Annotated in this window: 16 protein-coding genes, 1 tRNA gene and 1 other RNA gene; 4 read left to right on the top strand and 14 right to left on the bottom strand. The window is 63.7% G+C overall.

Features of this window, described 5'->3' with window-relative positions:
* Positions 1-340 precede the first annotated feature (340 nt).
* The 9 genes from ACCQ01_RS13815 to thrS all read right to left on the bottom strand — a co-directional run bounded on the left by ACCQ01_RS13815 (position 341) and on the right by thrS (position 8,255).
* A tRNA-Pro gene (locus ACCQ01_RS13815) sits at positions 341-417 on the bottom strand.
* A 60-nt stretch (positions 418-477) separates the two neighbouring features.
* Entirely contained in the window at positions 478-834 is a 357-nt protein-coding gene (locus ACCQ01_RS13820; protein WP_005995911.1) for a MerR family transcriptional regulator, read from the bottom strand.
* Positions 815-1,114 carry an integration host factor subunit alpha gene (locus tag ACCQ01_RS13825; protein WP_002811076.1) on the bottom strand — a complete coding sequence of 100 codons (300 nt, stop codon included), beginning with the start codon at positions 1,112-1,114 and terminating at the stop codon, positions 815-817. The genes ACCQ01_RS13820 and ACCQ01_RS13825 overlap by 20 nt, the downstream gene beginning before the upstream one ends.
* Before the next feature lie 20 nt (positions 1,115-1,134).
* On the bottom strand, positions 1,135-3,510 hold the full coding sequence (gene pheT / locus ACCQ01_RS13830; protein WP_228432313.1) for a phenylalanine--tRNA ligase subunit beta: 2,376 nt from the start codon (positions 3,508-3,510) through the stop codon (positions 1,135-1,137).
* 129 nt (positions 3,511-3,639) lie between these two features.
* On the bottom strand, positions 3,640-4,650 hold the full coding sequence (gene pheS, locus ACCQ01_RS13835; protein WP_042598467.1) for a phenylalanine--tRNA ligase subunit alpha: 1,011 nt from the start codon (positions 4,648-4,650) through the stop codon (positions 3,640-3,642).
* A 301-nt stretch (positions 4,651-4,951) separates the two neighbouring features.
* Positions 4,952-5,311 carry a 50S ribosomal protein L20 gene (rplT, locus tag ACCQ01_RS13840; protein WP_228432316.1) on the bottom strand — a complete coding sequence of 120 codons (360 nt, stop codon included), beginning with the start codon at positions 5,309-5,311 and terminating at the stop codon, positions 4,952-4,954.
* Positions 5,312-5,321: 10 nt separating this feature from the next.
* Positions 5,322-5,519: a 50S ribosomal protein L35 gene (rpmI, locus tag ACCQ01_RS13845; protein WP_002811096.1), complete on the bottom strand. Its 198-nt coding sequence runs from the start codon at positions 5,517-5,519 to the stop codon at positions 5,322-5,324.
* Between the two features lie 240 nt (positions 5,520-5,759).
* On the bottom strand, positions 5,760-6,302 hold the full coding sequence (gene infC / locus ACCQ01_RS13850; protein WP_070690874.1) for a translation initiation factor IF-3: 543 nt from the start codon (positions 6,300-6,302) through the stop codon (positions 5,760-5,762).
* 48 nt (positions 6,303-6,350) lie between these two features.
* On the bottom strand, positions 6,351-8,255 hold the full coding sequence (thrS, locus tag ACCQ01_RS13855; protein ID WP_228432318.1) for a threonine--tRNA ligase: 1,905 nt from the start codon (positions 8,253-8,255) through the stop codon (positions 6,351-6,353).
* Positions 8,256-8,584: 329 nt separating this feature from the next.
* Here thrS and ACCQ01_RS13860 point away from each other — a divergent pair, with 329 nt between their 5' ends.
* The gene (locus tag ACCQ01_RS13860) at positions 8,585-9,709 is read left to right on the top strand and encodes a LacI family DNA-binding transcriptional regulator (protein WP_228432320.1); all 1,125 of its coding nucleotides are present in this window, start codon (positions 8,585-8,587) and stop codon (positions 9,707-9,709) included.
* Between the two features lie 182 nt (positions 9,710-9,891).
* Here the strand turns inward: ACCQ01_RS13860 and ACCQ01_RS13865 are convergent, their stop codons facing one another.
* Genes ACCQ01_RS13865 through ACCQ01_RS13875 form a run of 3 tightly spaced genes read right to left on the bottom strand, consistent with a single transcriptional unit; the run spans position 9,892 to position 15,232 of the window.
* Positions 9,892-11,568, bottom strand: coding sequence for an alpha-amylase family glycosyl hydrolase (locus ACCQ01_RS13865; protein WP_372358807.1), 1,677 nt, complete (start codon positions 11,566-11,568; stop codon positions 9,892-9,894).
* Positions 11,565-13,043 (bottom strand): MFS transporter, encoded by a 1,479-nt coding sequence (locus tag ACCQ01_RS13870; protein WP_228432323.1) that lies wholly within the window; start codon positions 13,041-13,043, stop codon positions 11,565-11,567. Before ACCQ01_RS13870 ends, ACCQ01_RS13865 begins: the two co-directional genes overlap by 4 nt.
* Positions 13,040-15,232, bottom strand: coding sequence for an MGH1-like glycoside hydrolase domain-containing protein (locus ACCQ01_RS13875; RefSeq protein WP_228432324.1), 2,193 nt, complete (start codon positions 15,230-15,232; stop codon positions 13,040-13,042). The genes ACCQ01_RS13870 and ACCQ01_RS13875 overlap by 4 nt, the downstream gene beginning before the upstream one ends.
* Before the next feature lie 242 nt (positions 15,233-15,474).
* Between ACCQ01_RS13875 and ACCQ01_RS13880 the strand changes: the two genes are divergently transcribed.
* The 3 genes from ACCQ01_RS13880 (at position 15,475) to ACCQ01_RS13890 (ending at position 22,246) form a co-directional block, all read left to right on the top strand.
* A complete protein-coding gene (locus tag ACCQ01_RS13880; RefSeq protein ID WP_228432326.1) occupies positions 15,475-17,553 on the top strand; it encodes a glycoside hydrolase family 97 protein in 2,079 nt (692 codons plus the stop codon).
* 322 nt (positions 17,554-17,875) lie between these two features.
* A complete protein-coding gene (locus ACCQ01_RS13885) occupies positions 17,876-20,638 on the top strand; it encodes a TonB-dependent receptor (RefSeq protein ID WP_228432328.1) in 2,763 nt (920 codons plus the stop codon).
* Between the two features lie 809 nt (positions 20,639-21,447).
* Positions 21,448-22,246 (top strand): IS5 family transposase gene (locus tag ACCQ01_RS13890; RefSeq protein ID WP_372358808.1). Its coding sequence is split into 2 segments (ribosomal slippage): positions 21,448-21,719 and positions 21,718-22,246, totalling 801 coding nucleotides; the frame shifts between segments, so codons are not numbered across the junction.
* 15 nt (positions 22,247-22,261) lie between these two features.
* Here ACCQ01_RS13890 and ACCQ01_RS13895 read toward each other — a convergent pair.
* Positions 22,262-22,336, bottom strand: a non-coding RNA gene (locus tag ACCQ01_RS13895) — sX9 sRNA.
* An 89-nt stretch (positions 22,337-22,425) separates the two neighbouring features.
* Complete coding sequence (locus tag ACCQ01_RS13900) at positions 22,426-24,042, bottom strand: alpha-glucosidase (protein WP_228434347.1); 1,617 nt, start codon at positions 24,040-24,042, stop codon at positions 22,426-22,428.
* Positions 24,043-24,050: the final 8 nt, after the last annotated feature.

The raw sequence follows: 24,050 nt of genomic DNA on the forward strand, positions 1-24,050 counted from the left end.
GTTGCAGTGCACTATGGCATAGAACCAACACATCGCAAGGCACAACACGCCATTTTTTTGACGGCGTTGGCCTATTGATTCAAGTTCGTCGCCTCGACGTTAAGAGAACGTGACCCGGGTCGTCATTCTCGGCATACGAACTCTAGCGTTTCCGGGCACTTACGGACGCCTGCTGATCCCGACCTGTAGCAGCCTGAACCGTGAAATAATTGCGCACAGGACTTGCGTATGCAGCCTTGCAATATGCCGTTGCGCATAGTGGCATAGCTTGGAATGCCATCGAACTGACATGTTGCGACGCAACAAAAAGGCCCACGTCTTGCGACATGGGCCTGTTGTTTGGTCGGGGTAGCCGGATTCGAACCGACGACCACTAGTCCCCCAGACTAGTGCGCTACCAGGCTGCGCTATACCCCGAAGATGTTGCGTCCCGCCTTGAGGCGGCCTGCGATTATAGCGGCTTTATGCGGCGCTTTCCTAGCGTCGCAGCAGCTGCAGGACTTCTTCAAGCTCCATGCGCACCTGCTTGATGATCTGATTGCTCAGCGCTGACTCGCTCTTGGCGCCATCCCCCTCAAGACGCAGACGCGCGCCACCGATGGTGTAGCCCTGCTCGTACAGCAGGCCGCGAATCTGCCGCACCATCAGCACATCGTGCCGCTGGTAGTAGCGTCGGTTGCCGCGCCGCTTGACCGGCTCCAGGCTCGGAAATTCGGTTTCCCAATAGCGCAGCACGTGCGGCTTGACGTCGCATAGCTCGCTCACCTCACCGATGGTGAAGTAGCGCTTGGCCGGAATCGGCGGTAGCTCGCGATTACTGCCCGGATCCAGCATAAGCCTCCACCCGTTCCTTGAGCTTCTGGCCGGGGCGGAAGGTCACCACCGTCCTGGCCGAGATCGGAATTTCCTCACCGGTCTTGGGATTGCGACCGGGCCGTTGGTTCTTGCGCCGCAGATCGAAGTTGCCGAAGCCCGACAACTTCACCTGACGGCCCTGCTCCAGTGCATCGCGCAGCACATCGAAAAACGCGTCGACGAATTCCTTCGCCTCACGCTTGTTCAGGCCGACTTCGTCGAACAGACGCTCGGCCATCTCCGCTTTCGTCAATGCCATGCCAATCCCCTGTTACCGCCTCAACCCCGGATCCGGGCGCGATGTTCGCGCTCGATCACGGCCACCACATCGGCGACGACCGCATCCACGTCCCGGTCGGTGAGAGTGCGCGAGTTATCCTGCAAAATCAAGCCCATAGCCAGACTCTTGAAACCTGGCTCGACCCCTTGGCCCACATACCGGTCGAACAACTGCACCTCGCGCAGCAACGGGCCGACGCTGGTGCGCACGCTTGCAGACAGTGCCGCCCAGCTCACCGCATCGGGCACCAGGAAGGCCAGGTCGCGACGCACCGAGGGGTAGCGCGACAGCTCGCCAGCACGTGGCAGCGCCCGCTTCACCAGCGGCGCAAGCTGCAGCTCGAACGCGATGACGTCCACGTCGATGTCCAGGGACTTGGCCAGGCGCGGGTGCACCTGCCCGATCCAGCCAATGCAAACACCATCGCGATAGATGTCGGCGGAACGGCCCGGGTGACCGAATGGCTGCATGGACGGCTGGAATTCCAGCACCGCGCCGCTGGCTGCAGCCAGGGCCAGCAAATCACCCTTCAGATCGTGGAAGTCAACCTTGCGCGCAGGTTCACCCCATTGCAGCGCCAGTGCATCGCCGCAGACAGCCGCAGCGACCTGCTGCGACTCGACCGGCGCATCACCAGGGCCTGCAGCGGAGAACACCTTGCCCAGTTCGAACAAGCGCACCCGCCCGACCTGCCGCGCAACGTTACGCCCCAGGGTGGCCACCAGGCCCGGCAACAACCGCGGGCGCATCACCGCAAGCTCGGCGCTCAGCGGATTGGCCAGCGGCACCACGCCATCGGTCAGTTGCCAGCGCTCCAGCAATGCGGCATCGACGAAGGCGTAGTTGATGGTTTCCTGCAACTCGCGCGCCACCAGCTGGCGGCGCACGCTGAGCTCGTCCAGCTGCGTTTCGCTGGGCATGGCGATGCGGCTGGCGCCACCAGGCAAGGTGGTCGGCACACGGTCGTAGCCGTGGATGCGCGCCAGCTCTTCGATCAGGTCCTCTTCGATCGCGATGTCGAAGCGGCGGCTCGGCGCCGTCACTTGCCAGCCGTCTGCAACCGCCTCGACGTGCATGCCCAACGCGGTCAGGATCCGCACCACGTCCGCATCGTCGATCTGGATACCGAGCACGCGCGCGATGCGCGCACGCCGCAACAGAATCGACGCCGGTTGCGGCAGATGCTGCGGCAGCGCGGCGTCCACCACCGGCCCGGGCACGCCGCCGGCCAGCTCCAGCACCAAGCGCGTCGCGACTTCGATCGCCTGCGGTGCCAGCGCCGGATCCACGCCACGCTCGAAACGATGGCCGGCATCGGTGTGCAGGCCGAGTTTGCGGCCGCGACCCATGATCGCGGCAGGTTCGAAATATGCCGACTCCAGAAACACATTGCGCGTGGCGTCGGTGACGCGCGTGTCCAGCTCGCCCATCAAGCCGGCCAGTGCCACCGGGCGATCTGCGTCGGTGATGGTGAGGAAGCTGTCGTCCAGCGTGACCTCACGGCCATCAAGCAATGCCAGTTGTTCGCCGGCACGCGAGCGCCGCACGCCAACCGGTCCATGCAGGGTATCCAGGTCGAAGGCATGCATCGGCTGGCCGAGCTCCAGCATCACGTACTGGGTGATATCCACCAGCAACGACACCGGGCGCACGCCACTGCGGCGCAGACGCTCGGCCATCCATACCGGCGTAGTCGCCGCAGGATCGATGCCTTCGATCACCCGCCCGCAATAGCGCGGCGCCTCGCTGCCGGCATTGAGCTCGACCGCGAGCGTGCGCGTCGATACAGGCGCCACGGCAGCCGCATCAAAGGCGACGACTTCGCTGGCGCAAGCAGCCGCCACGTCGAAGGCGATACCGCGCACGCTGAAGCAGTCGGCGCGGTTGGGGGTGAGCTTGATTTCGATGCTGGCATCGGGCAAACCGAGATACTCGGCCAGCGACTGGCCCACCGGCGCGTCGTCAGGAAGTTCGAACAGGCCCGAGGCATCGCTGTCCAGGCCAAGCTCCTTGGCCGAGCACAACATGCCATTGGACGCCACACCGCGCAGCTGGGCGGCCTTGATGGTCAGCTCGCCGAGCTGCGCACCGACCAGGGCCAGTGGCGCGACCAGGCCAACGCGCGCATTGGGCGCACCGCAGACGATCTGCAGCAACTCGCCCTGCCCTGCATCGACGCTGCACACCTGCAGGCGATCGGCCTCCGGATGGCGCACCGCCGCGATGATCCGCGCCACCACCACCTGGCCCAGCGCATCACCCAGCGGCGTGACCGCTTCGACTTCCAGGCCAATGGCCGTCAGCGTCGCGGCAAGCTCCTCGCGGCTCGCCTGGATCGGAACGTGGCTGCGTAGCCAATTTTCTGAGAATTTCATGGGGAGCCGGGAAAAGAGAATAGGGAATCGGGAATCGCAACAGCGGGAGGTCTTCGGGGATCTGGAAGGTGAGCCAGGAGCGCGCGTGGCTGCTCCGATTCTCTACTCCCGATTCCCGATTCCCTGCCCTCAAGCAAACTGCCTGAGAAACCGCACGTCATTTTCGAAGAAGGCACGCAGATCGTTGACGCCATAGCGCAGCATCGCAAAGCGCTCGACGCCCAGACCGAAGGCGAAGCCGGTGTAGCGCTCCGGATCGATGCCGACGCTGCGCAGCACGTTCGGGTGCACCATGCCGCAGCCAAGCACTTCCAGCCAGCGGGTGCTGCCATCGGGCTGCTGCCAGGCGATATCCACTTCCGCGCCAGGCTCAACGAACGGGAAATAGCTGGGCCGGAAACGCATTTCGAAATCGCGTTCGAAAAACGCACGCACGAACTCGGACAAGGTGCCCTTGAGATCGGCGAAGTTGGAATGCTCGTCCACCAGCAGGCCTTCGACCTGATGGAACATCGGCGAGTGGGTCTGATCCGAATCGGAGCGATACACCTTGCCGGCCGCAATCATGCGCAGCGGCGGGCCACTCTTGCTGGCCACGGCGGCGTCCATATAACGCACCTGCACACCGGAGGTATGCGTCCGCAGCAGGCGGCCATCGCCGAAGTAGAACGTGTCGTGCATGGCACGCGCCGGATGATGCGGCGGGAAGTTCAACGCTTCGAAGTTGTGCCAGTCGTCCTCGATCTCCGGGCCGTCGGACAACTCGTAACCCAGCCGCGCAAAGATCTCGACGATGCGCTCCAGGGTCCGGGTCACCGGATGCAGACCGCCGCGCTCACCGCGTCGACCGGGCAGCGTCACATCGATGCGCTCACCTTCCAGACGGGCGTCCAGCGCAGCGGTTTCGAGCACCTGTTTGCGCTCGGCCAACGCCGTGGTCAGCGCATCGCGCGCCAGATTGATCGCCTCGCCAGCCGCCTTGCGCTGGTCGGCCGGCAACGTGCCGAGCTGCTTGAGCTGGGCGGTGATGCTGCCGTTCTTGCCCAGCAGCGCGACGCGCAGCGTTTCCAGCTGGTCCGGCGTCTGCGCGGCAGCAACATCGGCCAACGCCTGCGCGGTCAGGGATTGAATCTCACTCATTGCCTTCGTGCCTCACCTGCTCAGCCGAACGAACTCCCGGACTGCACCGGGCCGCCTTGCACACCTGGAAGCCGCACCGCGCGTTGCTGCGGTGGCCGCTCCCTGAAACGCAAAAGGGGAAGGACTCGCGCCCTTCCCCCTGCATATCTGCGTTTCCCTCACCGAAGCCCTGCACACGGAGATGCGAAGACTTGCGGTGATCTGCCCTCTTCAACAACCGCACATAGTGTGGGTTGCTGCTGTGGACTCTCTCTTTCAGGCGTCCGCACACCGGTGCGAACGCCTGCAGAGGGACCTGCATTTACGCTGCCAGCGCGCCCTTTGCTTTCTCGGCCAGCGCGGCAAAGCCGGCGGCGTCGTGCACGGCGATATCAGCCAGCACCTTACGGTCCAGGGTGATACCAGCCTTGAGCATGCCATTCATGAAACGGCTGTAGCTCAAGCCGTTGATGCGGGCAGCCGCGTTGATGCGGGTGATCCACAGCGAACGGAAATTACGCTTCTTCTGCTTGCGGCCGATGTAGGCGTACTGCTGTGCCTTGATGACGGCCTGCTTGGCAACACGGAAGACCTTACGACGGGCGTTGTAGTAGCCCTTCGCCAGGTTCAGAATTTTCTTGTGGCGGCGACGCGCCTGTACGCCACGCTTTACTCGTGCCATGGGTCAGTCCTCAGAGGTAGGGAAGCATACGGTCAAGACGGCCAGCGTCCTCGGCACGGACGTGATTCGTCTGCCGCAGGTTGCGCTTCCGCTTGGTCGCTTTCTTCGTGAGGATGTGGCTACGGTTTGCGTGGCCGCACTTGTACTTGCCGGAGGCGGTCTTGCGGAAACGCTTGGCCGCCGCCCGGTTGGTCTTGATCTTGGGCATTGCTATGTCCTTGATGGTGTTTTGTCACTGACACGGGCGGCAGCCTTGTGGCCACGCTTTCCATCCTTGCCCTTGCCTGCTTGTAAGCCCTTGATCGAACACGATCAGGACAGGTCCTGGTACCGCTTGCACAGCTCCCCGGCAAAACCGGGCCGCGCAGTATGCCCGTTGCCGGGAATTCTTGCAAATCGTCGCTGCCGCCGCCTGGGCGGACCCTCTCGGGCCCGCCGCGGCGCAGGATCAGATCTTCTTCTTGGGCGCGATCATCATGACCATCTGCCGCCCTTCCAGGCGGGGACGGGACTCGATGACGATGTCTTCGCCCAGGTCGGCCTCGATCCGTGCCGCCATCTCGCGGCCCAGTTCCTGGTGGCTCATTTCGCGGCCACGGAAACGGATGTTGACCTTGACCTTGTCACCCTCTTCCAGGAAACGGCGCATGTTGCGCAGCTTGATCTGGTAGTCGCCCTCGTCCGTGACCGGACGGAACTTGAGTTCCTTGATCTCGACCTGCTTGGTCTTCTTCTTGGCCTCGTTGGCCTTTTTCTGCTGCTCGAACTTGAACTTGCCGAAATCCATGATCTTGCAGACCGGCGGATCGGCCTGCGGCTGGATTTCGACCAGATCCAGGCCTTCTTCCTCGGCCTTGGCGAGCGCTTCGTCGCGCGACAACACGCCGACCATCTCACCGTCACTACCGATCACGCGAACGCGCGGCACACGGATTTCTTGGTTCTTGCGGTTCTGTTTGTTGTCAGGGGTACTGATATTGCAATCTCCCAGGGGAATCGAACCGGCGCATCCGGATCATCCAGACCGGCCGGGGTTGGCTCACGCTGCCTGCTCTGCCTGCAGGCGTTCGATGAAGGCCGAAACCGTCATGGTTCCGAGGTCCTCTCCCGAACGCGTCCGCACGGCAACCGCGCCATTTTCCTTCTCGCGGTCACCGACCACGAGCAAATATGGCACGCGTTGCAGCGTATGCTCGCGAATCTTATAACCGATCTTCTCGTTACGCAAATCGGCGCTGACACGGAAGCCTTGATTTGCAAGGGTTTTCCGAACCGAGTCCACATATTCAGCCTGAGCGTCGGTGATGTTGGCGACAACGACCTGGACCGGAGCCAGCCAGGCCGGGAACGCGCCGGCGTGGTGCTCGATCAAAATGCCGATGAAACGCTCCATCGAACCGACGATCGCCCGGTGCAGCATGACCGGATGCTTCTTCTGGCTGTGCTCGTCCACGTACTCGGCGCCGAGGCGGCCGGGCATCATGAAGTCGACCTGCATCGTGCCCAGCTGCCAGGTACGGCCGATCGCGTCCTTGAGGTGGTACTCGATCTTGGGGCCGTAAAAGGCGCCCTCGCCCGGCAACTCCTGCCACTCCACGCCGCACACGCCCAGCGCGCTGCGCAGCGCGGCCTCGGCCTTGTCCCAGGTCGCATCGTCGCCGAGGCGCTTTTCCGGGCGCAGCGCGATCTTGATCTGGATGTCGTCGAAACCGAAGGCTGTGTAGACCGCCAGGGCCTGCTGATGGAAGGCGGTCACTTCGGCTTCGATCTGCGATTCCAGGCAGAACACGTGCCCGTCGTCCTGGGTGAAGCCGCGCACGCGCAGGATGCCGTGCAGCGCGCCGGACGGCTCGTTGCGGTGGCAGGCGCCGAACTCGCCGTAGCGGATCGGCAGGTCGCGGTAGCTGTGCAGGCCCTGATTGAACACCTGCACGTGGCCGGGGCAGTTCATCGGCTTGACTGCGTAGGTGCGCTTCTCCGATTCGGTGAAGAACATCGCGTCCTGGTAGTTGTCCCAGTGGCCGGATTTCTGCCACAGCGACACGTCCAGGATCTGCGGGCAGCGCACCTCGCCATAGCCGCTGTCGCGGTAGACCTTGCGCATGTATTGCTCGACCACCTGCCATAGCGACCAGCCCCTCGGGTGCCAGAACACCAGGCCGGGGGCCTCTTCCTGCAGATGGAACAGGTCCTGTGCCTTGCCGATCTTGCGGTGGTCGCGCTTGTCGGCCTCTTCCATGCGCAGGATGTAGGCATCGAGCTGCTTCTTGTCGGCCCAGGCGGTGCCGTAGATGCGCTGCAACTGCTCGTTCTTGGCATCGCCACGCCAGTAGGCGCCGGAGATGCGGGTCAGCTTGAAGGCCTTGAGGAAGCGCGTGTTGGGCACGTGCGGGCCGCGGCACATGTCCACGTATTCCTGGTGGTAGTACAGGCCCATCGCGGTGATGTCGCCGGACATGTCCTCGATCAGGCGCAGCTTGTACTCCTCGCCGCGCTGGGCGAACACCTCGACCACCTCGGCGCGCGGGGTGACCTTCTTGATCACGTCGTAGTCCTGCGCGATCAGTTGCTGCATGCGCTGCTCGATCGCCGCCATGTCTTCCGGAGTGAACGGGCGCTCGCTGTAGATGTCGTAATAGAAGCCTTCGGCAATCACCGGGCCGATCACCATCTTGACGTCCGGGTACAGCTGCTTGACCGCATGGCCGACCAAGTGGGCGCAGGAGTGGCGGATGATCTCCACGCCTTCGGCGTCCTTGGCGGTGATGATGCGCAGGCTGGCGTCATGTTCGATGAGATCGCTAGCGTCGACCAGCTGGCCGTCCACCTGGCCGGCGATGGTGGCCTTGGCCAGGCCGGCGCCGATCGACTGGGCGACCTGCATGACGGACACGGGAGCATCGAATTCGCGGCGGCTGCCGTCGGGAAGCGTAATGGTGATCATGGGCAACGATAGGGTCTGGTCTGGCCGCAGCCGGTGGCTGCTGCAGTGAGAGATCCGTCCACGCGGGGACAGGCTCGAAAGGGTCAGGCGAAGAAGTCAGGCGCAAAAAAAGCGCCGCGTGGGCGCCTTGCGGTCTGGCGCCGGTCGGGATCAGCGGTGGGCAGGGCTAGTGCTCATGTCGCACGCTCGGCCGGCGCGGGGCGCGGGCCACCTTCTCGCAAGGGTGTCTAGGGCGAATGGTAAACCAATCAGCGGGCCGATGCGCGTGGCAGCACGGGCCCGGCGGGCGCATGGCATGATGCCAGCCACTTGTCCTGCCGTTGCCGATCATGACCATCAAGGGTAAAGCCACCTCGCTGGATATCGCCTACCTGGCCGGCGTCTCGCAACCGACCGTCTCGCGCGCCCTGCGCGGCAGCCCGATGGTGAACGAGGACACCCGCCAGCGGATCCTGCGGATTGCCCGCGAGCTGAACTACAAGGTCGACAAGAACGCCTCCTCGCTGCGGCTGCGCAACGCCGGCACGCTAGCGCTACTGTTCTTCGAAGACCCCACCGCAGATGACTCGCTGATCAACCCGTTCTTCCACTCGATGCTGGGCTCGATCACCCGTGCCTGCGCGCTGCAGGGCTACGACTTGCTGGTGTCGTTCCAGCAGCTGTCCAAGGATTGGCAGGCCGATTACGAAGACAGCAACAAGGCCGACGGCATCATCCTGCTCGGCTACGGCGATTATCAGGAATCACGCCAGCGGCTGCAGCTGCTGGTCGAACAAGGCACCCACTTCGTACGCTGGGGCGCGGCGCTGCCGGGCCAGCCGGGCATTTCGATCGGCAGCGATAACTATCAGGGCGGGCTGGACATCACCGAGCACCTGCTCGCGCAGGGCTGCCGGCGGATCGCATTTCTCGGCCACGCCTCCAACCATTACCCCGAGTTCGAGGAACGTTATCGCGGACATGTCGCAGCGTTGGCGTTACAGGGTGTAGCGGCGGATGCCGCGCTGCAGTTCGATGCGATCACCACCGAGCTGTCCGGTTACACCGCGTGCCTGGCGCTACTCGACAGCGGGCAGGCATTCGACGCGGTGTGCGCGGCCAGCGATTTGATTGCGATCGGCGCGATGCGGGCACTGCGCGAACGCGGGCTGCGCGTGCCGCAGGACGTGGCCGTCAGTGGCTTCGACGATATCGCCCTGGCTGCCTCGGTGGCGCCAGCGCTATCGACCGTGCAACAGGACACCAAGCAGGCCGGCGCCCTGTTGGTCGAAAGCCTGGTGGCGCTGATTCGTGGTGACGCTGCACAGAGCCGCACAATTCCAGTTCGGCTGGCGGTGCGCGAGTCGTCGACCAGCAGTGGCCTGCAACCGCCACTGGGGTGGAACCCGTCGACGGCTGCGGAGTCCAGCGATGAGCTGCGCGGGAAGGCGGCGAGCGGAAACGCGACGCGCTGAGATTCGGGAATCGGGAATCGGGAATCGTTGGAGCATGCGTCGCTGGCAACCCGGATGAACCGCGGTCGGTTATTGCTCGCGGCCTGCTGACTTTCTATTGCAGCCGACTGATGCCTTTGTAGGAGCGCACTTGTGCGCGATGAGGCGTCACCGATAACGCCGCATCGCGCGCTAGCGCGCTCCTACTTATTGCGTGCATCGCGCGCGGCCTGGTCCGCCATCTGTGCGTCCAGCTGCTTACGTAGGGCGACGTCGGTCACCGGCGCATCTGACAGCAGCACGCGTACGCCATGCGCCGGCACCTGCAGCGTCACGCGACCTTGCACCTGCACCTGCCCGCCATTGAAGGCATCGCGCCAGCTGCCGGGCTGCAGCAAGCGGGACACCGCAATATCCGCCGCCGCGTTGCCCTTGTTGAGCAAGACCAACGCGGTCTGCGTCGTACCGGCATGCTGGTAAACGCGCAGGAACGCTGCCTGGTTGCCGCGCAACTGCAGATCCACCTGCACGCCGCGCTGCAGGGCCGGGGTATTGCGCCGCAAGGTCGCGATGCGCTGCAGTGGACCGAAGATCGGGCTCTGCGGTGCGTTGCGGACGCGCTCTTCGCCAAAATAATTGCGATTACCCGCGTGTTCGGCGCGCCCGCGCATGAAGCCGGTTTCCGAGCCGTAATAGATCACCGGAATGCCGCGCGCGGTGAACAACCAATTGTGCGCATCGATGAAGCCGGTATCGCTGGCATCCAGGCGCGCCATGTCGTGGTTGTCGTAGAAGCTCATCAACTCGTACGGGTTGGCATACGGGCCTTTGCGCAGATACAGCGGCGTGGCGAGCTGTTCGAAGCCAGCCTGTTTGTGGCCGAACACGGCGGATAGCTGCTGTTTGAGCGGAAAGTCCAGCACGCTGACGCCAGCGTTACGCGCCCAGGTGTGGCCGGCGATCTTGGCCGGGTCGTAATCGAAGGCTTCGCCAAACATGAAAAAGCCCGGGCGTTTCTCGCGGATCCGCGCCACGAAGGCATGCCAGAAGCGGTCCGGCATCCAACCGATGGTGTCGATGCGAAACGCATCGGCGCCCTGCTCCATCCACTGCAGGTAGGCACCGGCCAGATAGTCCAGCACGGCCGGATTGTTTTCATTGAGGTCCGACAATTCCGCCAGGCCGCCGCCGGTGTTGTAGAACGCGTGCAACGGGTTGTGCGCCGGGTCTAGCTGCGCGGGTGCGAGGTTCTGATGATCGGCAACCAGGCGGCCCTGTGCGTCGTAGAGCTTGCCAAATCCGGGCTGCGCCACCGGCATGCTGTAGGCGGGCGAGCCGTGGTTGCCGACGATATCCAGCACCACCCTCAGGTCATTGGCGTGCATGGCGCGCGTGAACCCGGCGAAATCCAGGCCAGGGCTGGGGAGATGTTCGTCGAGCCTGTAAAAATTGACGCCCCAATAGCCGTGATAACCGGTCTTGCCGTGATCGCTGAGCGTGCTCTCGCAGGTAATGGGCTTGCCACCGGTGAACGCTTCGTCCGGGTTGTCGACGATCGGGGTGATCCACACCGCGCCAAAGCCAAGGCCGCGAATGTAGTCGGCATGATCGACGATGCCCTTGAAGTCGCCGCCGAGGTAACCGATGTTGTCGCCCACGCCGCCGTCGCACGGTGTGGGCACATCGAAGCTGCGATGTGCGCCACCCTGGTCGCGGTGATCGTTGCCTGTGTCGCCGTTGACGAAGCGATCGGTGACCACGAAATACACCGCATCGGCGGCGAACGGTTCCAGGGTGCCGTAGTAATCACCGGATGCAGGCGCAGCGCAGGCTGCTCCCGAACAAAGCAGCATGGCTGCCATCAAGACGCTGCGCATCATTGCCCTCCCTGGGCGACGGGGACCCGCACCACGCACACACCGGCCACGACCAGGCTTAAGCCGCCAATCGCCAGCGCGTAGATCGGTTGCCCGCCCAGCCACACGCGGAGCACGAAGCCCAGGGCGCTGGCGGCAATCAATTGCGGAATCACGATGAAGAAATTGAAGATGCCCATATACACGCCCATCTTGGCGGCGGGCACGCTGTCGGACAGCAATGCATAGGGCAAGGACAGGATCGAGGCCCAGGCAAAACCGACGCCCAGCATCGACAGCAGCAGCCAGTGCGGGTCGCGGATGACCAGCATCGACAACAACCCCGCCGCACCCAGCCACAGGTTGCACAGGTGGCTCCAGCGCAGCCCGATCGTACGCACCATCAGCGGGATGACGATGGCGGCGAGCGCGGCAAAGCCGTTGTAGGCGCCGAACAACACACCCACCCAGTTTGCCCCGTCGTTGTAGGCGGCCGAGACGGTATCGCGTGCGCCGAAATGCACCTGCGTCACTGCCGCGGTGGTGTAGATCCACATCGCAAACAGCGCAAACCACGAAAAAAACTGCACCCAGGCCAGGCGGCGCATTGTCTGCGGCATGTGGCGCAGATCGTGCATGATCGCCACCAGCATGCCGCCACGCGGCAGCACGCGCGCCAATGCCAGCAGTGCGCCGTACGCGACGCACAGGCCCGCCAGCACGTACAACATGCGATCGCCGTGCTGCCAGGCGATGGCAGCGGCCAGCAGTAACCCGCCCAGACACCACAGCACGCTGGCCTGCAGGCTGGGTTGATCGGTGGCGGCCAGTTGCGCAGCGGCCGGTGCCGGTGCCGGTTCAAACGCCGCCAGCTCGGCCGGGCTGTATTCGCGCGTGCGCAGCACCGTCCAGCTGATTGACAGGAACAACACCGCCGCACCTAGATAGAACGCGTAGCGCACGCTATCGGGCAGCTCGCCGGCAGGTGCAGTGTTGTCTACGCCCCAGCGCGTCAGCAGCCACGGCAGAAAGCTCGCCACGATCGCGCCGACGCCAATGAAAAAGCTCTGCATCGCGTAGCCGCTAGGGCGTTGCTCGGCCGGCAGCTGGTCACCGACCAAGGCGCGAAATGGCTCCATCGAAATGTTGATGGACGCATCCAGCAACCACAGCGTGCCGGCTGCGATCCACAGCACCGGCGCGTTGGGCATCACCAGCAACGCCAGCGTGGTGAACACCGCACCGATCATGAAGTACGGCCGGCGGCGGCCCCAGCCGGTCCAGGTGCGGTCGGAGAGATAGCCAATGATGGGCTGCACGATCAGCCCGGTCAGCGGCGCGGCAATCCACAGCCCGGGCACATCGTCGACCTGCGCGCCCAGCGTCTGGAAGATGCGGCTGGCATTGGCGTTTTGCAGCGCAAAGCCGAACTGGATGCCGAGGAATCCAAAGCACATGTTCCAGATCTGCCAGAAACTCAGCGTTGGCTTGGCCTTCATGGCGCCGCCTCCGCTGCGGCGACCGGCCCGACTAACAAGGCGCTCACCGTGACCTGATTCCGCACACCATCCTCGCCGCCGCGCCCGCCGTTGTACGCGGCAAAATGCGCAAGTGCGCTCATGTTGAAGCCTTCCTCCAGACGCAGCGTGCAGTGCTGCAGTGCCGGCACGTCGAACACCACGTGCGTGGACACCTGCTCACCCACGCTATGCGGCATCACGATGGTGCGGGTCTGCGGCGGATGGCCCGGGCACTCCAGCTGCAACCGTTTCACCGCAGCGGTCACGCCGGTATTGATCGGGCCGTTGTCATTGCGATACCGCAGTGCGATGCGGTGACGCCCGGCACGTTCGGGTTGCCACGCCCACTGCGCAGCGCCGGGCAGCGCCTGCATCGGGCCAACGGTGACCGTGGGGCTATGCAGTGACTCCAGACCGTCAGCGCGACGGGTCAGGCTGAGGTCGTGCAGCAGGCCGTCGTCGCTCAGGTCAAACCGTGTGCTGGCCTCTACCGCGCGGCCATCCAGATACAGCGTGGTGCCGGCAGGAATGGCAACGCGCAGGCCATCGCCATGCGGTTGAACATGCGGCGCAGGCGGCATTTCCGGCGCGAATACCTGGGCGGGTCGCGGTGGTGCCTGCATCTGCGCGGCACGGCCAACCAGTTGCACACGCGTGGTCTGCCCTTGATGTTCGATGCGCCCGGCTACCAGCAGATCGCCATCAACATCGCGGCCTTCGGGGCGTACCAACACGTAGCGCCGCGCACCCTGTTCAAGCACGATCTGGGTACGGTCGCCGAACAATAGCGGCACCAGCGAACGCGGCAGCTTGGGCGTCACACTGCCATCGGCAGCAACGCCGAACACGCCTTCCAGCACCGCCGACAGGTACCCGGCCACCGACCACAGCTGCCGTGGCGAATTGACCACCGGGCCGCTGCGCGCTCCCTCCTCCACATGCACGGCAAGCGACTGCATCTCGTAGTTTTCCATGTTGGAACCGGCCAACGCGCTTGCGCGCATCAGCGATTCCAGTTCGAGTGCAATCCGCGGTGCGTTGTCGAGCGTGCGCGCGGCGCGCAGCGCATAGGCACTGATAAACGGCCACACCGCGCGGTTGTGATAGATCGGCTGCATGCGCTCCTGCGGCCACACCACGGGCGTGCCACCGGCCACGGCCGGATAGCGGCGCATCGCCTCACGCGCGCGCTCGGGGGGAAACACATCGGCCAGCACGCCCAGCGACAGCCCCAGCATGTCCACCTTGGCGTAGCGCACCGGGTGCGCCGCGCTGCCAAGATAGCTGACGTACTGCTGCTGTGTTGCATCCCAGAAACGTGTATCGATGGCCTGCCGCAGTTGCGCGGCCCAGCGTGCATAGTCACTGGCCCGCGCGTCGCCACGCTGCCGCGCCAGCTGCTCGGCCAGGCGCAGGGCCTGGTAATGCAGCACATTGGTCGACAGCGCGAAGGATTCGGCGATGAAGCGCACATCCTCGCGCGTCCATGCAGGATAGGTCTGCTCGCGCCAGTCCAGGAACGAGGTTTCGCCGCGATAAAGACCCATATCCGCATCGAAGACCGCATCGCGGTCCTGTGCCACGGTGGCTTGCAACGCGGCCCAGACTTCGTCGGCAAACGCGCGATCATCGAGCAGGCCGCGTGCGGCCAGAAACCACACCACGCGGTCGCTGCTGATCGGCCAACTGCCACCGGAGCCGGTGTCCTGCGCAACAAACAGGCCCGGCGTGCGTCCATCGCGCGCCTGCGACAGCTTGAATCGCAGCGAGGTGCGGGTGCGCTCCGGTTCCAGCCGCGCCAGCGCGAGATCGGCGGCAAAGCTCAGATCGCGCGTCCACACATACGGCCAGCGCTCGCCGGTTTCAAAGCACGCGCAGGCCACCGGCTTGCCGTGATTGAAAGCGGGATCGCGGATCGCCTCCACGCGGTCGTCGGCCAGCTCCTGTTGCGCCAGCGCGAACAACCCATCGAACACCGGGCTGGCGGTGTCTGTGCGCATCGGTTGTGCGGGAATGCGGCGTTCGCCCTGCGGCCAACGCAACAAAAAGCCACCATCGTCCAACGCCTGCGCTTGCGCCCGGCGTCCTTGAAACTCCAGTTCATCGGCCGCTACCGGCGAACTTGCGGCGACGCCCAGCGTCGCTGCCATGCAGATCATCTTCAGCATCGAAGCGGCGAGACAGCTTGCGCCGTCGGCCTCCCTCCCTCGTTGCACGCGTTGTGATGCGTGGCAGTGCCTGCCACGGCCGCGGCCCCTCCCAGGTACCGTGGGCACCATGGTAGTGCCGCACTCCACGGTTCCGCACCCCTGCATACGTATTCATGGCCACACGCCGCGCGCAGCACAACGCCTGCACGCAACTGCGCGGCATAGTCGGCGCTTGTGCAACGGTGACCTTGGGAGGGGATATGCCGCTGTCTTCACGTCGAGCACGCTCGACATTGGGTGCGGCGTGGATCGCGCGCCTGTTGGTGATCGCCACACTGGGCGGCGCCGCTGCCACTGCCCAGGCCGAGGATGCGATCGACGTCGCCTCGCCCGGCAAGATTTTGCAGGTGACCGTGGAAGTGGATGGCGGCACGCCCTACTACCGTGTGCAGCGGCTGGGCGAAGCGGTGGTGGAGCGCTCGCGGCTGGGATTTCAGCTGCGCGATGGGCGCCTGGATCGTGGCCTGCTGGTGCTGTCGCAGGCGCGCAGCAGCCACGATGACACCTGGGAACAACCCTGGGGCGAAACCCGGCTGGTGCGCAACCACTACAACGAATTGCGCGTGAGCCTTGGCGAACGCGAGGGCGCGCAACGGCGCTTCGATGTGATCGTGCGTGTGTACGACGACGGGCTCGGCCTGCGCTATCACTTCCCTGCGCAAGCCGGGCTGCGCGAAGCCATCATCGACGAAGAAGTCACCGAGTTCGCCATTGCGCAGCCTTCCGAGGCGTGGTGGATTCCCGCCGGCGAGCCCATCCACTACGAATACCTGTATCAGCGCACGCCACTGAACGAAGTGGCGCTGGCGAATACGCCGCTCACGCTGCGCAGCCGCAACGGGCTGCACGTGGCGCTGCACGAAGCCGCGTTGGTGGACTACGCCGGCATGTGGTTGCGCCGCACCGAAGGGCAGCGGCTGCGTGCCCACCTCTCGCCCGCCGCCGAGGGCTGGAAGGTGCGCCGCACCCTGCCCTTCGATACCCCATGGCGCACACTGCAGATCGCTGATCAGGCCACCGGCCTGGTCGAATCCAACCTCATTCTCAACCTCAACGAACCCAACGCCCTGGGCGATGTCAGCTGGGTCAAACCATCCAAATATGTCGGCGTGTGGTGGTCGATGCATCTCAACCAGCAGACCTGGGCCACCGGCCCGAAACATGCGGCCACTACCGCCACGACCAAACGCTACATCGACTTCGCCGCCGCACACGGCTTTCGCGGCGTGCTGGTGGAAGGCTGGAATCCCGGCTGGGACGGCGAGTGGTTCGGCAATGGCGGCAGCTTCGATTTCACCACAGCAACGCCAGATTTCGACCTGCCAGCGTTGAGCCGCTACGCCGCCGGCAAGGGCGTGCATCTGATCGGTCATCATGAAACGGGGTGTGCGGTGGACCATTACGAAGATCAGATTGCCGAAGCGATGGATCTGTATGCCCGTTTCGGCGTGGATTCGGTCAAGACCGGCTATGTCTGCGACGACGGCCAGGTGGAGCGGCGCAATCCGGCCGGTGGTACGCCGTTGCGCGAATGGCACGACGGTCAGTGGATGGCACGCCATCATCTGCACGTGGTGCAGAAGGCAGCCGAGCGCCACCTTGCAGTCAATGCGCACGAGCCGATCAAGGACACCGGCCTGCGCCGCACCTATCCCAACTGGATTTCGCGCGAAGGCGCGCGTGGCATGGAATACAACGCCTGGGGCCAGCCCCCCAATCCGCCCGAACACGAAGTCAACCTGGTGTTTACCCGCCTGCTCGCCGGGCCCATGGATTACACGCCCGGCATCGTCAGCCTCAAGGGCCGCAATGGCCAAGCGATTCCCAGCACGCTGGCACGCCAGTTGGCTTTGTACGTGACGCTCTACAGCCCGATCCAGATGGCGGCCGATCTGCCCGAGCATTATCTGCAGCACCGCGATGCGTTCCGTTTCATTGAAGATGTGGCCGTGGACTGGGACCAGACCCGCGCGTTGAATGGCGAGGTGGGCGACTACGTCACCATTGCGCGCAAGGACCGGCATAGCCGCGACTGGTTCCTGGGCAGCATCACCGACGAACATGGCCGCCTGTTGCAGGTGCCGCTGGGGTTTCTGGAACCGGGCGTGCGCTATCGCGCGCAGATCTACCGCGATGGCGATGACGCCGACTACGTGCACAACCCGTTCGCCTTTATCCGCGAGGAACGCCAGGTCAGCAGCATCGACACGCTGGAACTGCGGCTGGCACCCGGTGGTGGCGAGGCGATTCGCTTCGTGCCGATGGAGTCAGCACGCTGATGCAACTGCTGCGCGGGCGTGACTTGCCCGCGCAGTGCTGCCATCGGTTGCACCAAGCGCCTTGCTGGCCGGCGTTTGCAACCTGCAGCCTTCGCTGCAGCGCAGCGCAAGCACTCGCCGCTCAACGACGCATCAGTGGAATCGATTTCAGCAGCGTAATCGCCGTTGAATACGTATGCAGGCCGCGTTTGCATGCAAGCGCGGTGTCTACCATACGTTGCAGTCGCGTAGTGCGTGATCGCCGTCCTGGCGCGCGATGCAGCACATCCAGGCAATTGCCGGATCAAAACATCAAAGAACAACATGTACCTGGGAGGGGAAAATGTTGAACCACAAGCGCACCGCGCTGAGTATCGCCATGGCAGTTGCCATGGCACCGACGTTGGCCGCCGCACAAACGGCAGCCCCGTCAGACGCACCCGCCAGCACCGAGCAGAACGCCGGTGCAGTGACCGAATTGGACAAGGTGCAGGTCACTGGCCTGCGCCGCGCGATCGAAGGCGCCATTTCGATCAAGCGTGATTCCACCTCGATCGTGGAAGCCATCTCGGCCGAAGATATCGGCCGCCTGCCCGATGTGAGCATTGCCGAATCGCTGGCGCGCCTGCCTGGCCTGGCCGCGCAGCGCGTCGCCGGCCGCGCACAGGTGATCAGCGTCCGTGGCCTGTCGCCGGATTTCTCCACCACCCTGCTCAACGGCCGGGAAGTAGTCAGCACCGGCGACAACCGCAGCGTGGAGTTCGACCAATACCCGTCCGAACTGGTCAGCGGCGTCACCGTGTACAAGACGCCGGATGCCGGCTTGGTTGGCCAGGGCCTGTCGGGTACCGTGGACATGCAGACCGCCCGCCCGCTCAGCTACAACGAGCGCGTGATCGCCATCGGTGGCCGCTACCAGCGCAATTCGCTGGGCAAGGCCGCCAACGTGGACCCGTACGGCAACCGCTTCAACGTCAGCTACATTGATCAGTTCGCCGACCGCACCATCGGCCTGACCATCGGCTACGCACATACGGACATGCCGATCCAGGAAAACCAGGTCGGCCTGTACGAGCCTTGGCAGCAAGTCAATGCCCAGCGGCAGCGCCCGGGCGTCGCAGACGGCGTGTATTTCTCTGACGGCATCAAGGCGTTGCGCCGCACCGGCAACCAGAAGCGCGATGGCGTAATGGCGACCCTGCAGTACCGCCCGTCCAACGCCTGGACCAGCACCCTGGATGCCTTCCACACCGAAGCCGAGCAGATCGATACTGCCAATCAGTTCGAGCTCAACCTCAGCAACTACAACGGCGGTTACACGCCGGGCCTGAACATCACCGACGTGCGCGTCAACGACCGCAACACGTTTCTCGGCGGCAACGCCAGCGGCGTGTACCCGCTGGTGCGCGGCATGTACAACAAGCGCGAAGACAAGATCGACGCATTCGGCTGGAACAACGAGATCACTGCGGGCGCGGTCAAGATCGTCGCCGATCTCAACTACTCCAAGGCCACGCGCGACGAACTAAATCTGGAAAACAATCTCCAGCTCGCGCCGATGCCGCAGCTGGACACCGTTGGCGTGTCGGTGAACGGCAATGGCTTCTCGCAACTCAGCCCGGGCTTGAATTATTCCAACCCCGATGCGCTGTTCCTGACCAACACCATCTATGGCTCCGGCTACGGCAAGGTGCCGCGGGTGGAAGACGTGCTCAAGGGCGCTCGCCTGCAGGCCAGCTTCCCGATGCCCGAAGCACTGAGCTGGTTCTCCGATCTGGACGTGGGCGTGAACTACGCGCACCGCGAAAAGCAGAAGACCCAGCCCGAAGGCAACATCACGCTCGGCGCGCAAGGCGAAGCCACCGTGGCCGCCGACCTGCAGTACGCCCCGGTCAATCTGGGTTTTGCCGGCATCGGCGCCCTGCCCGCCTGGAACGTGCCGGCCACGGTCTCGCGCTACATGCTGTTCAACCCCAGCGATGACGCATCGTTCCTGGTCTCCAAGGCCTGGACGGTCGAAGAAAAGATCACCACCGCCTGGCTGCGCGCCAACCTGGATACCGAGTGGGGCGTGGTCGGCGTGCGCGGCAATATCGGCGTGCAGCTTCAGAGCGCCGATCAATCCTCGCAGGCCAATTACTGGGATGCCTCGCAGCCGGTCGGCAGCGAAGTGCGGCCCATCGATGACGGCAAGACCTACCGCGACTGGCTGCCCAGCCTGAACCTGGCGTTCCAGTTCCCGTATGAGCAGACCTTGCGCTTCGCATTGGCCAAGCAGGTCGCCCGCCCGCGCGTGGACCAACTGCGTGCATCGCTGGAATTCGGCGTCGACACCTCCACCGGCCGGCCCGGTGCCAGCGGCGGCAACCCGATGCTCGACCCGTGGCGCGCCAACGCGCTGGACATCTCCTACGAGAAGTACTTCGCCGACCGCGCCTATGTAGCGGCCGCCTTCTTCTACAAGGACCTCAAGAGCTACATCTACACCCAGAGCCGCGACAACTACGACTTCTCCGCACTAGTGGCCGGCTACGTGCCACCGCCCGGCTCTGCACCGGTGCTGACCACCGGCACCTTCAGCGCCCCGTTCAACGGCAAGGGCGGCACCCTGCGCGGGCTGGAACTCACCGCCTCGCTGCCGCTGGACCTGGTGTTCGCCCCGCTGGAAGGCTTCGGCATCCAGGCCAGCGCCACCTTCAACGACAGCGACGTGCAGATCCGCGACCCGGAAAGCGCCTCCAGCGTGGGTGATGGCGCCATCAGTCTGCCCGGTCTCTCCAAGCGCGTGTACAACCTCACCGCCTATTACGAGCACAAGGGCTTCGAGGCACGCGTGAGCCAACGCCGGCGTTCGGACTTCATCGGCGAGATCGGCAACTTCAACGGCAACCGCACACTGCGCTACGTGGTCGGCGAGAACATCACCGACGCGCAGATCAGCTACAATTTTGCCGACACCAGCAGCCTGGCCGGCCTGACCCTGCTACTGCAGGCCAGCAACCTCAGCAACTCGCCGTACCGCACCTACGCAGAAACCAAGGACCGCCCGCTGGAATACATCGAATGGGGCCGCACCTTCGTGCTGGGTGTGAACTACAAGTTCTGAGTGGCTGGCATCACGTGCGTGGGACCAAGCGCCTGAAGCGCCAGCGCGATCTGGGCTGAGTATCGCAGCCCAGATCCGCCGGCCACATTGGAAGACGAACGACACAGTGCAAGCTGCAGCGATCACAAGCCGCAGCAATACAAGCCCCTCTCCCACCGGGAGAGGGGTTGGGGTGAGGGTACGGGACAGCCACTTCGGCACAGATCGCAAAGTAGCGCTACACGATTGACATTGCTTTTGACGAAACAAGCAAGGATCGGACAATCAAACGCGTCACGCCGAAACGGCATTTCTATTTTGCCCCCCGCATAAAAAGACCCGTGGAGATCAAACCGGCGAGTCTTTCTTTGAAAGTCTTCGCAACGAAATCAACGTCATGAAATCGTGCAAGCCAACTTGCAGCGCATACACACCTGCTCAATCCACACACCGAAAATCACCGGCATAAAACCGGCTTTTTCATACCACGCGCCGCACACATGCGCTTGGCACCACGCTTACAAAGGCAGCAAGGGTGTTTTTAAGGAAGAACCGTACCGAGCTGCCGCCGGCCATAACACCGTGTGCGAGCAAAGCCAGCTGACGGATCGGAAGGCGCTTCAGCAACCTAGCCGTTCCTGATGACGCCTGCCACTCAACAATGAGATGGAATGCCGCGGCAGCGATCATCGAACGACCTACTAGCGCGCAAGACGATCGGCGTGCAACGAAAACAGAGCGGCATCGCAGAGAATGTCGCCCCGCTTGCAAAACCCTCTCAAGCCTAAGAACCTGTTCACGATCTTTCCTGATCAGTGCAGACTATGCGGATGCGCCAAAAAACCTATCCGAGCGACATGAGCCGGGAGCAGTTCGAACACGTGCTGCCGATCCTTGAACAAGCGCGTAAGCGCACCAAGCCACGCCGTGTGGATGTGTATGAGGTGTGGTGCGCAGTGTTGTACGTGCTGCGAACCGGTTGCCAATGGCGAGCGCTCCCCAGCGACTTTCCGAAGTGGCGGACCGTGCACTCGTACTTTGCCAAGTGGAGCGAGTGCAACGATGAGGGAGTGAGCCTGCTGGAGCAGGCACTTAAAAAATCAGGTTGGCGTGGCCCGCGCCAGACAGGAGCGCAACGCCTGCACCAGGTTCTTGATCGTGGACGCGCAGAGCGTAAAGAACACGGACACAGCAGGGCAAAAGGGATATGACGCGGGCAAGAAGGTGTCGGGCATCAAGCGGCATGTCGCTGTTGATACTCAGGGATTGCCCCATGCAATCGCGGTGACGACGGCGGAGGTGACCGACCGCAAAGGTGCGCTGCAGGCGTTGGAGCGCTGCCAGTCAAACTTGACGCATGTACGAAGCTTACTGTGCGACAGCGGTTACACCGGAGTACGGTTCGCCGACGGCGTGCGAGAGATTTTAGGCGAGCAGCTCACGGTGCAGATTGCCAAGCGCAGCGAACTGCACACCTTCAAGGTCATGCCCAAGCGATGGATCGTCGAACGTAGTTTTGCTTGGCTGGAGAAGAACCGAAGGCTATGGAAGAACTGCGAGCGCAAACTCAACACCAGCCTGCAGTTCATCCATTTGGCCTTCTTGGCCCTATTACTCAGAAGATCGTGAACAGGTTCTAAGAGCGGCTAACAAACCGTAGCGAGCAGCCGTCAGGTGGGTGCGGACGGCGCGGAGGAACCGGAGTGTACGGGGGTACATGCCGATTCCGAGCACCGGCCGCGCCCGCCTGGCGGCTGCGCAGTAGCTTTGATAGCTGCTCCAAGCCGAGAGGTTTCAGCTGCGCTTACTCAGCCACGACCGACAGCAGCAGCGACCGCATGCCCGGCCAGCCGTAGGTGTCCGCCCTCCATCGCCCCAAGCTCGACACCAGGTACATCGATCTGCTCCCACTCGCCGGCAGGCAAGGCCAGCTCGGCAGGATCGGCGGACAGATTGAATGCCAACAGCACAACCTGGCCGGCGTGTTCGCGGCGGAACATCAGCACCGGTTCGGCCGTGTCGTAGAAAGCGATGGATCCCTCACGCAGCGCCGGCCTCGTTTTGCGCCAAGCCAGAAACGCACGCACCGCACTCAACACCGACAACGGATCGTCCTGCTGCACACTCACCGCATGGGCGCGATGCGCCTCGCCCAACGGCAGCCACGGCTTGCCGCTGGTGAATCCGGCAGATGGCGCGTCGGTCCAAGGCATCGGCGTACGGCAGCCATCCCGGCCCTTGAAGGTCGGCCAGAAAGTTATTCCATACGGATCCTGCAGGTCCTCGAACGCCACCTCTGCCTCACTGAGCCCGAGCTCTTCGCCCTGATATAGGCAGATCGATCCACGCAGCGAACACAGCAGCGCCACCACCATCCGCGCGAACGCCGGCGTCGCATGCGCCCCACCCCAGCGCGTTGCCGCGCGCACTACGTCGTGATTGGAAATGGCCCAGCATGGCCAGCCCTCCAACATGGTGGCCTCGAGCCGGCTTACGGTGTCGCGGATGTAGGCAGCGCTGTAATCCTGCACCAGCAGCTCAAAGCTATAGCCCATATGCAGGCGGCCCTTGGCGGTGTATTCGGCTGTGGTCGCCAGCGAATCCTCCGAAGAAATCTCACCCAGGCTCACCGCACCCGGGTAGCTGTCCAACAGCCCGCGCAGCCGCTCCAGAAACGGCAAATTTTCCGGCTGCGTGTTGTTGAAGTAATGATATTGGTAGGCGTAAGGATTGTCCGCACTGAAGCCGCGCCCCACTCGCTTGTCCGCTGGCTTGGCTGGGTTATCGCGCAGTTGCGCGTCGTGAAAGCAGAAGTTGATCGCATCCAGGCGGAACCCATCCACACCGCGATCCAGCCAGAACCGCACGTTATCGAGCGCTGTCTGCTGCACCTCGGCGTTGTGGAAATTGAGATCGGGCTGGTCCACCAGAAAGTTGTGCAGGTAGTACTGCTCACGCCGCGGCTCCCACTGCCATGCGACCCCACCAAACAACGAAAGCCAGTTGTTCGGCGGCGTTCCATCCTCGCGCGGATCGGCCCACACGTACCAATCGGCTTTCGGGTTGGTCCTGTCCTGCCGACTCTCCTGGAACCACGTATGTGCGATCGAGGTATGGCTTAGTACTTGGTCGATCATCACCTTCAAGCCAAGTGAGTGCGCCTTGTCGAGCAGGCGATCGAAATCGGCCAACGTCCCAAACAGCGGATCTACCGCACGATAGTCCGCAATGTCATAGCCGAAATCGGCCATCGGCGACTTGAAGAACGGCGAGATCCAGATCGCATCCACACCCAACCCGGCGATGTAGTCGAGCTTGGCGATGATGCCCGGCAGATCACCGACCCCATCGCCATTGGAATCGAGAAAACTACGCGGATAAATCTGATAGATGACGGCCCCGCGCCACCATGGTGTCTGCGACATATACGCCC

This window comes from Xanthomonas sp. NCPPB 4037, from assembly GCF_041475695.2.
Lineage (GTDB): Bacteria > Pseudomonadota > Gammaproteobacteria > Xanthomonadales > Xanthomonadaceae > Xanthomonas > Xanthomonas campestris.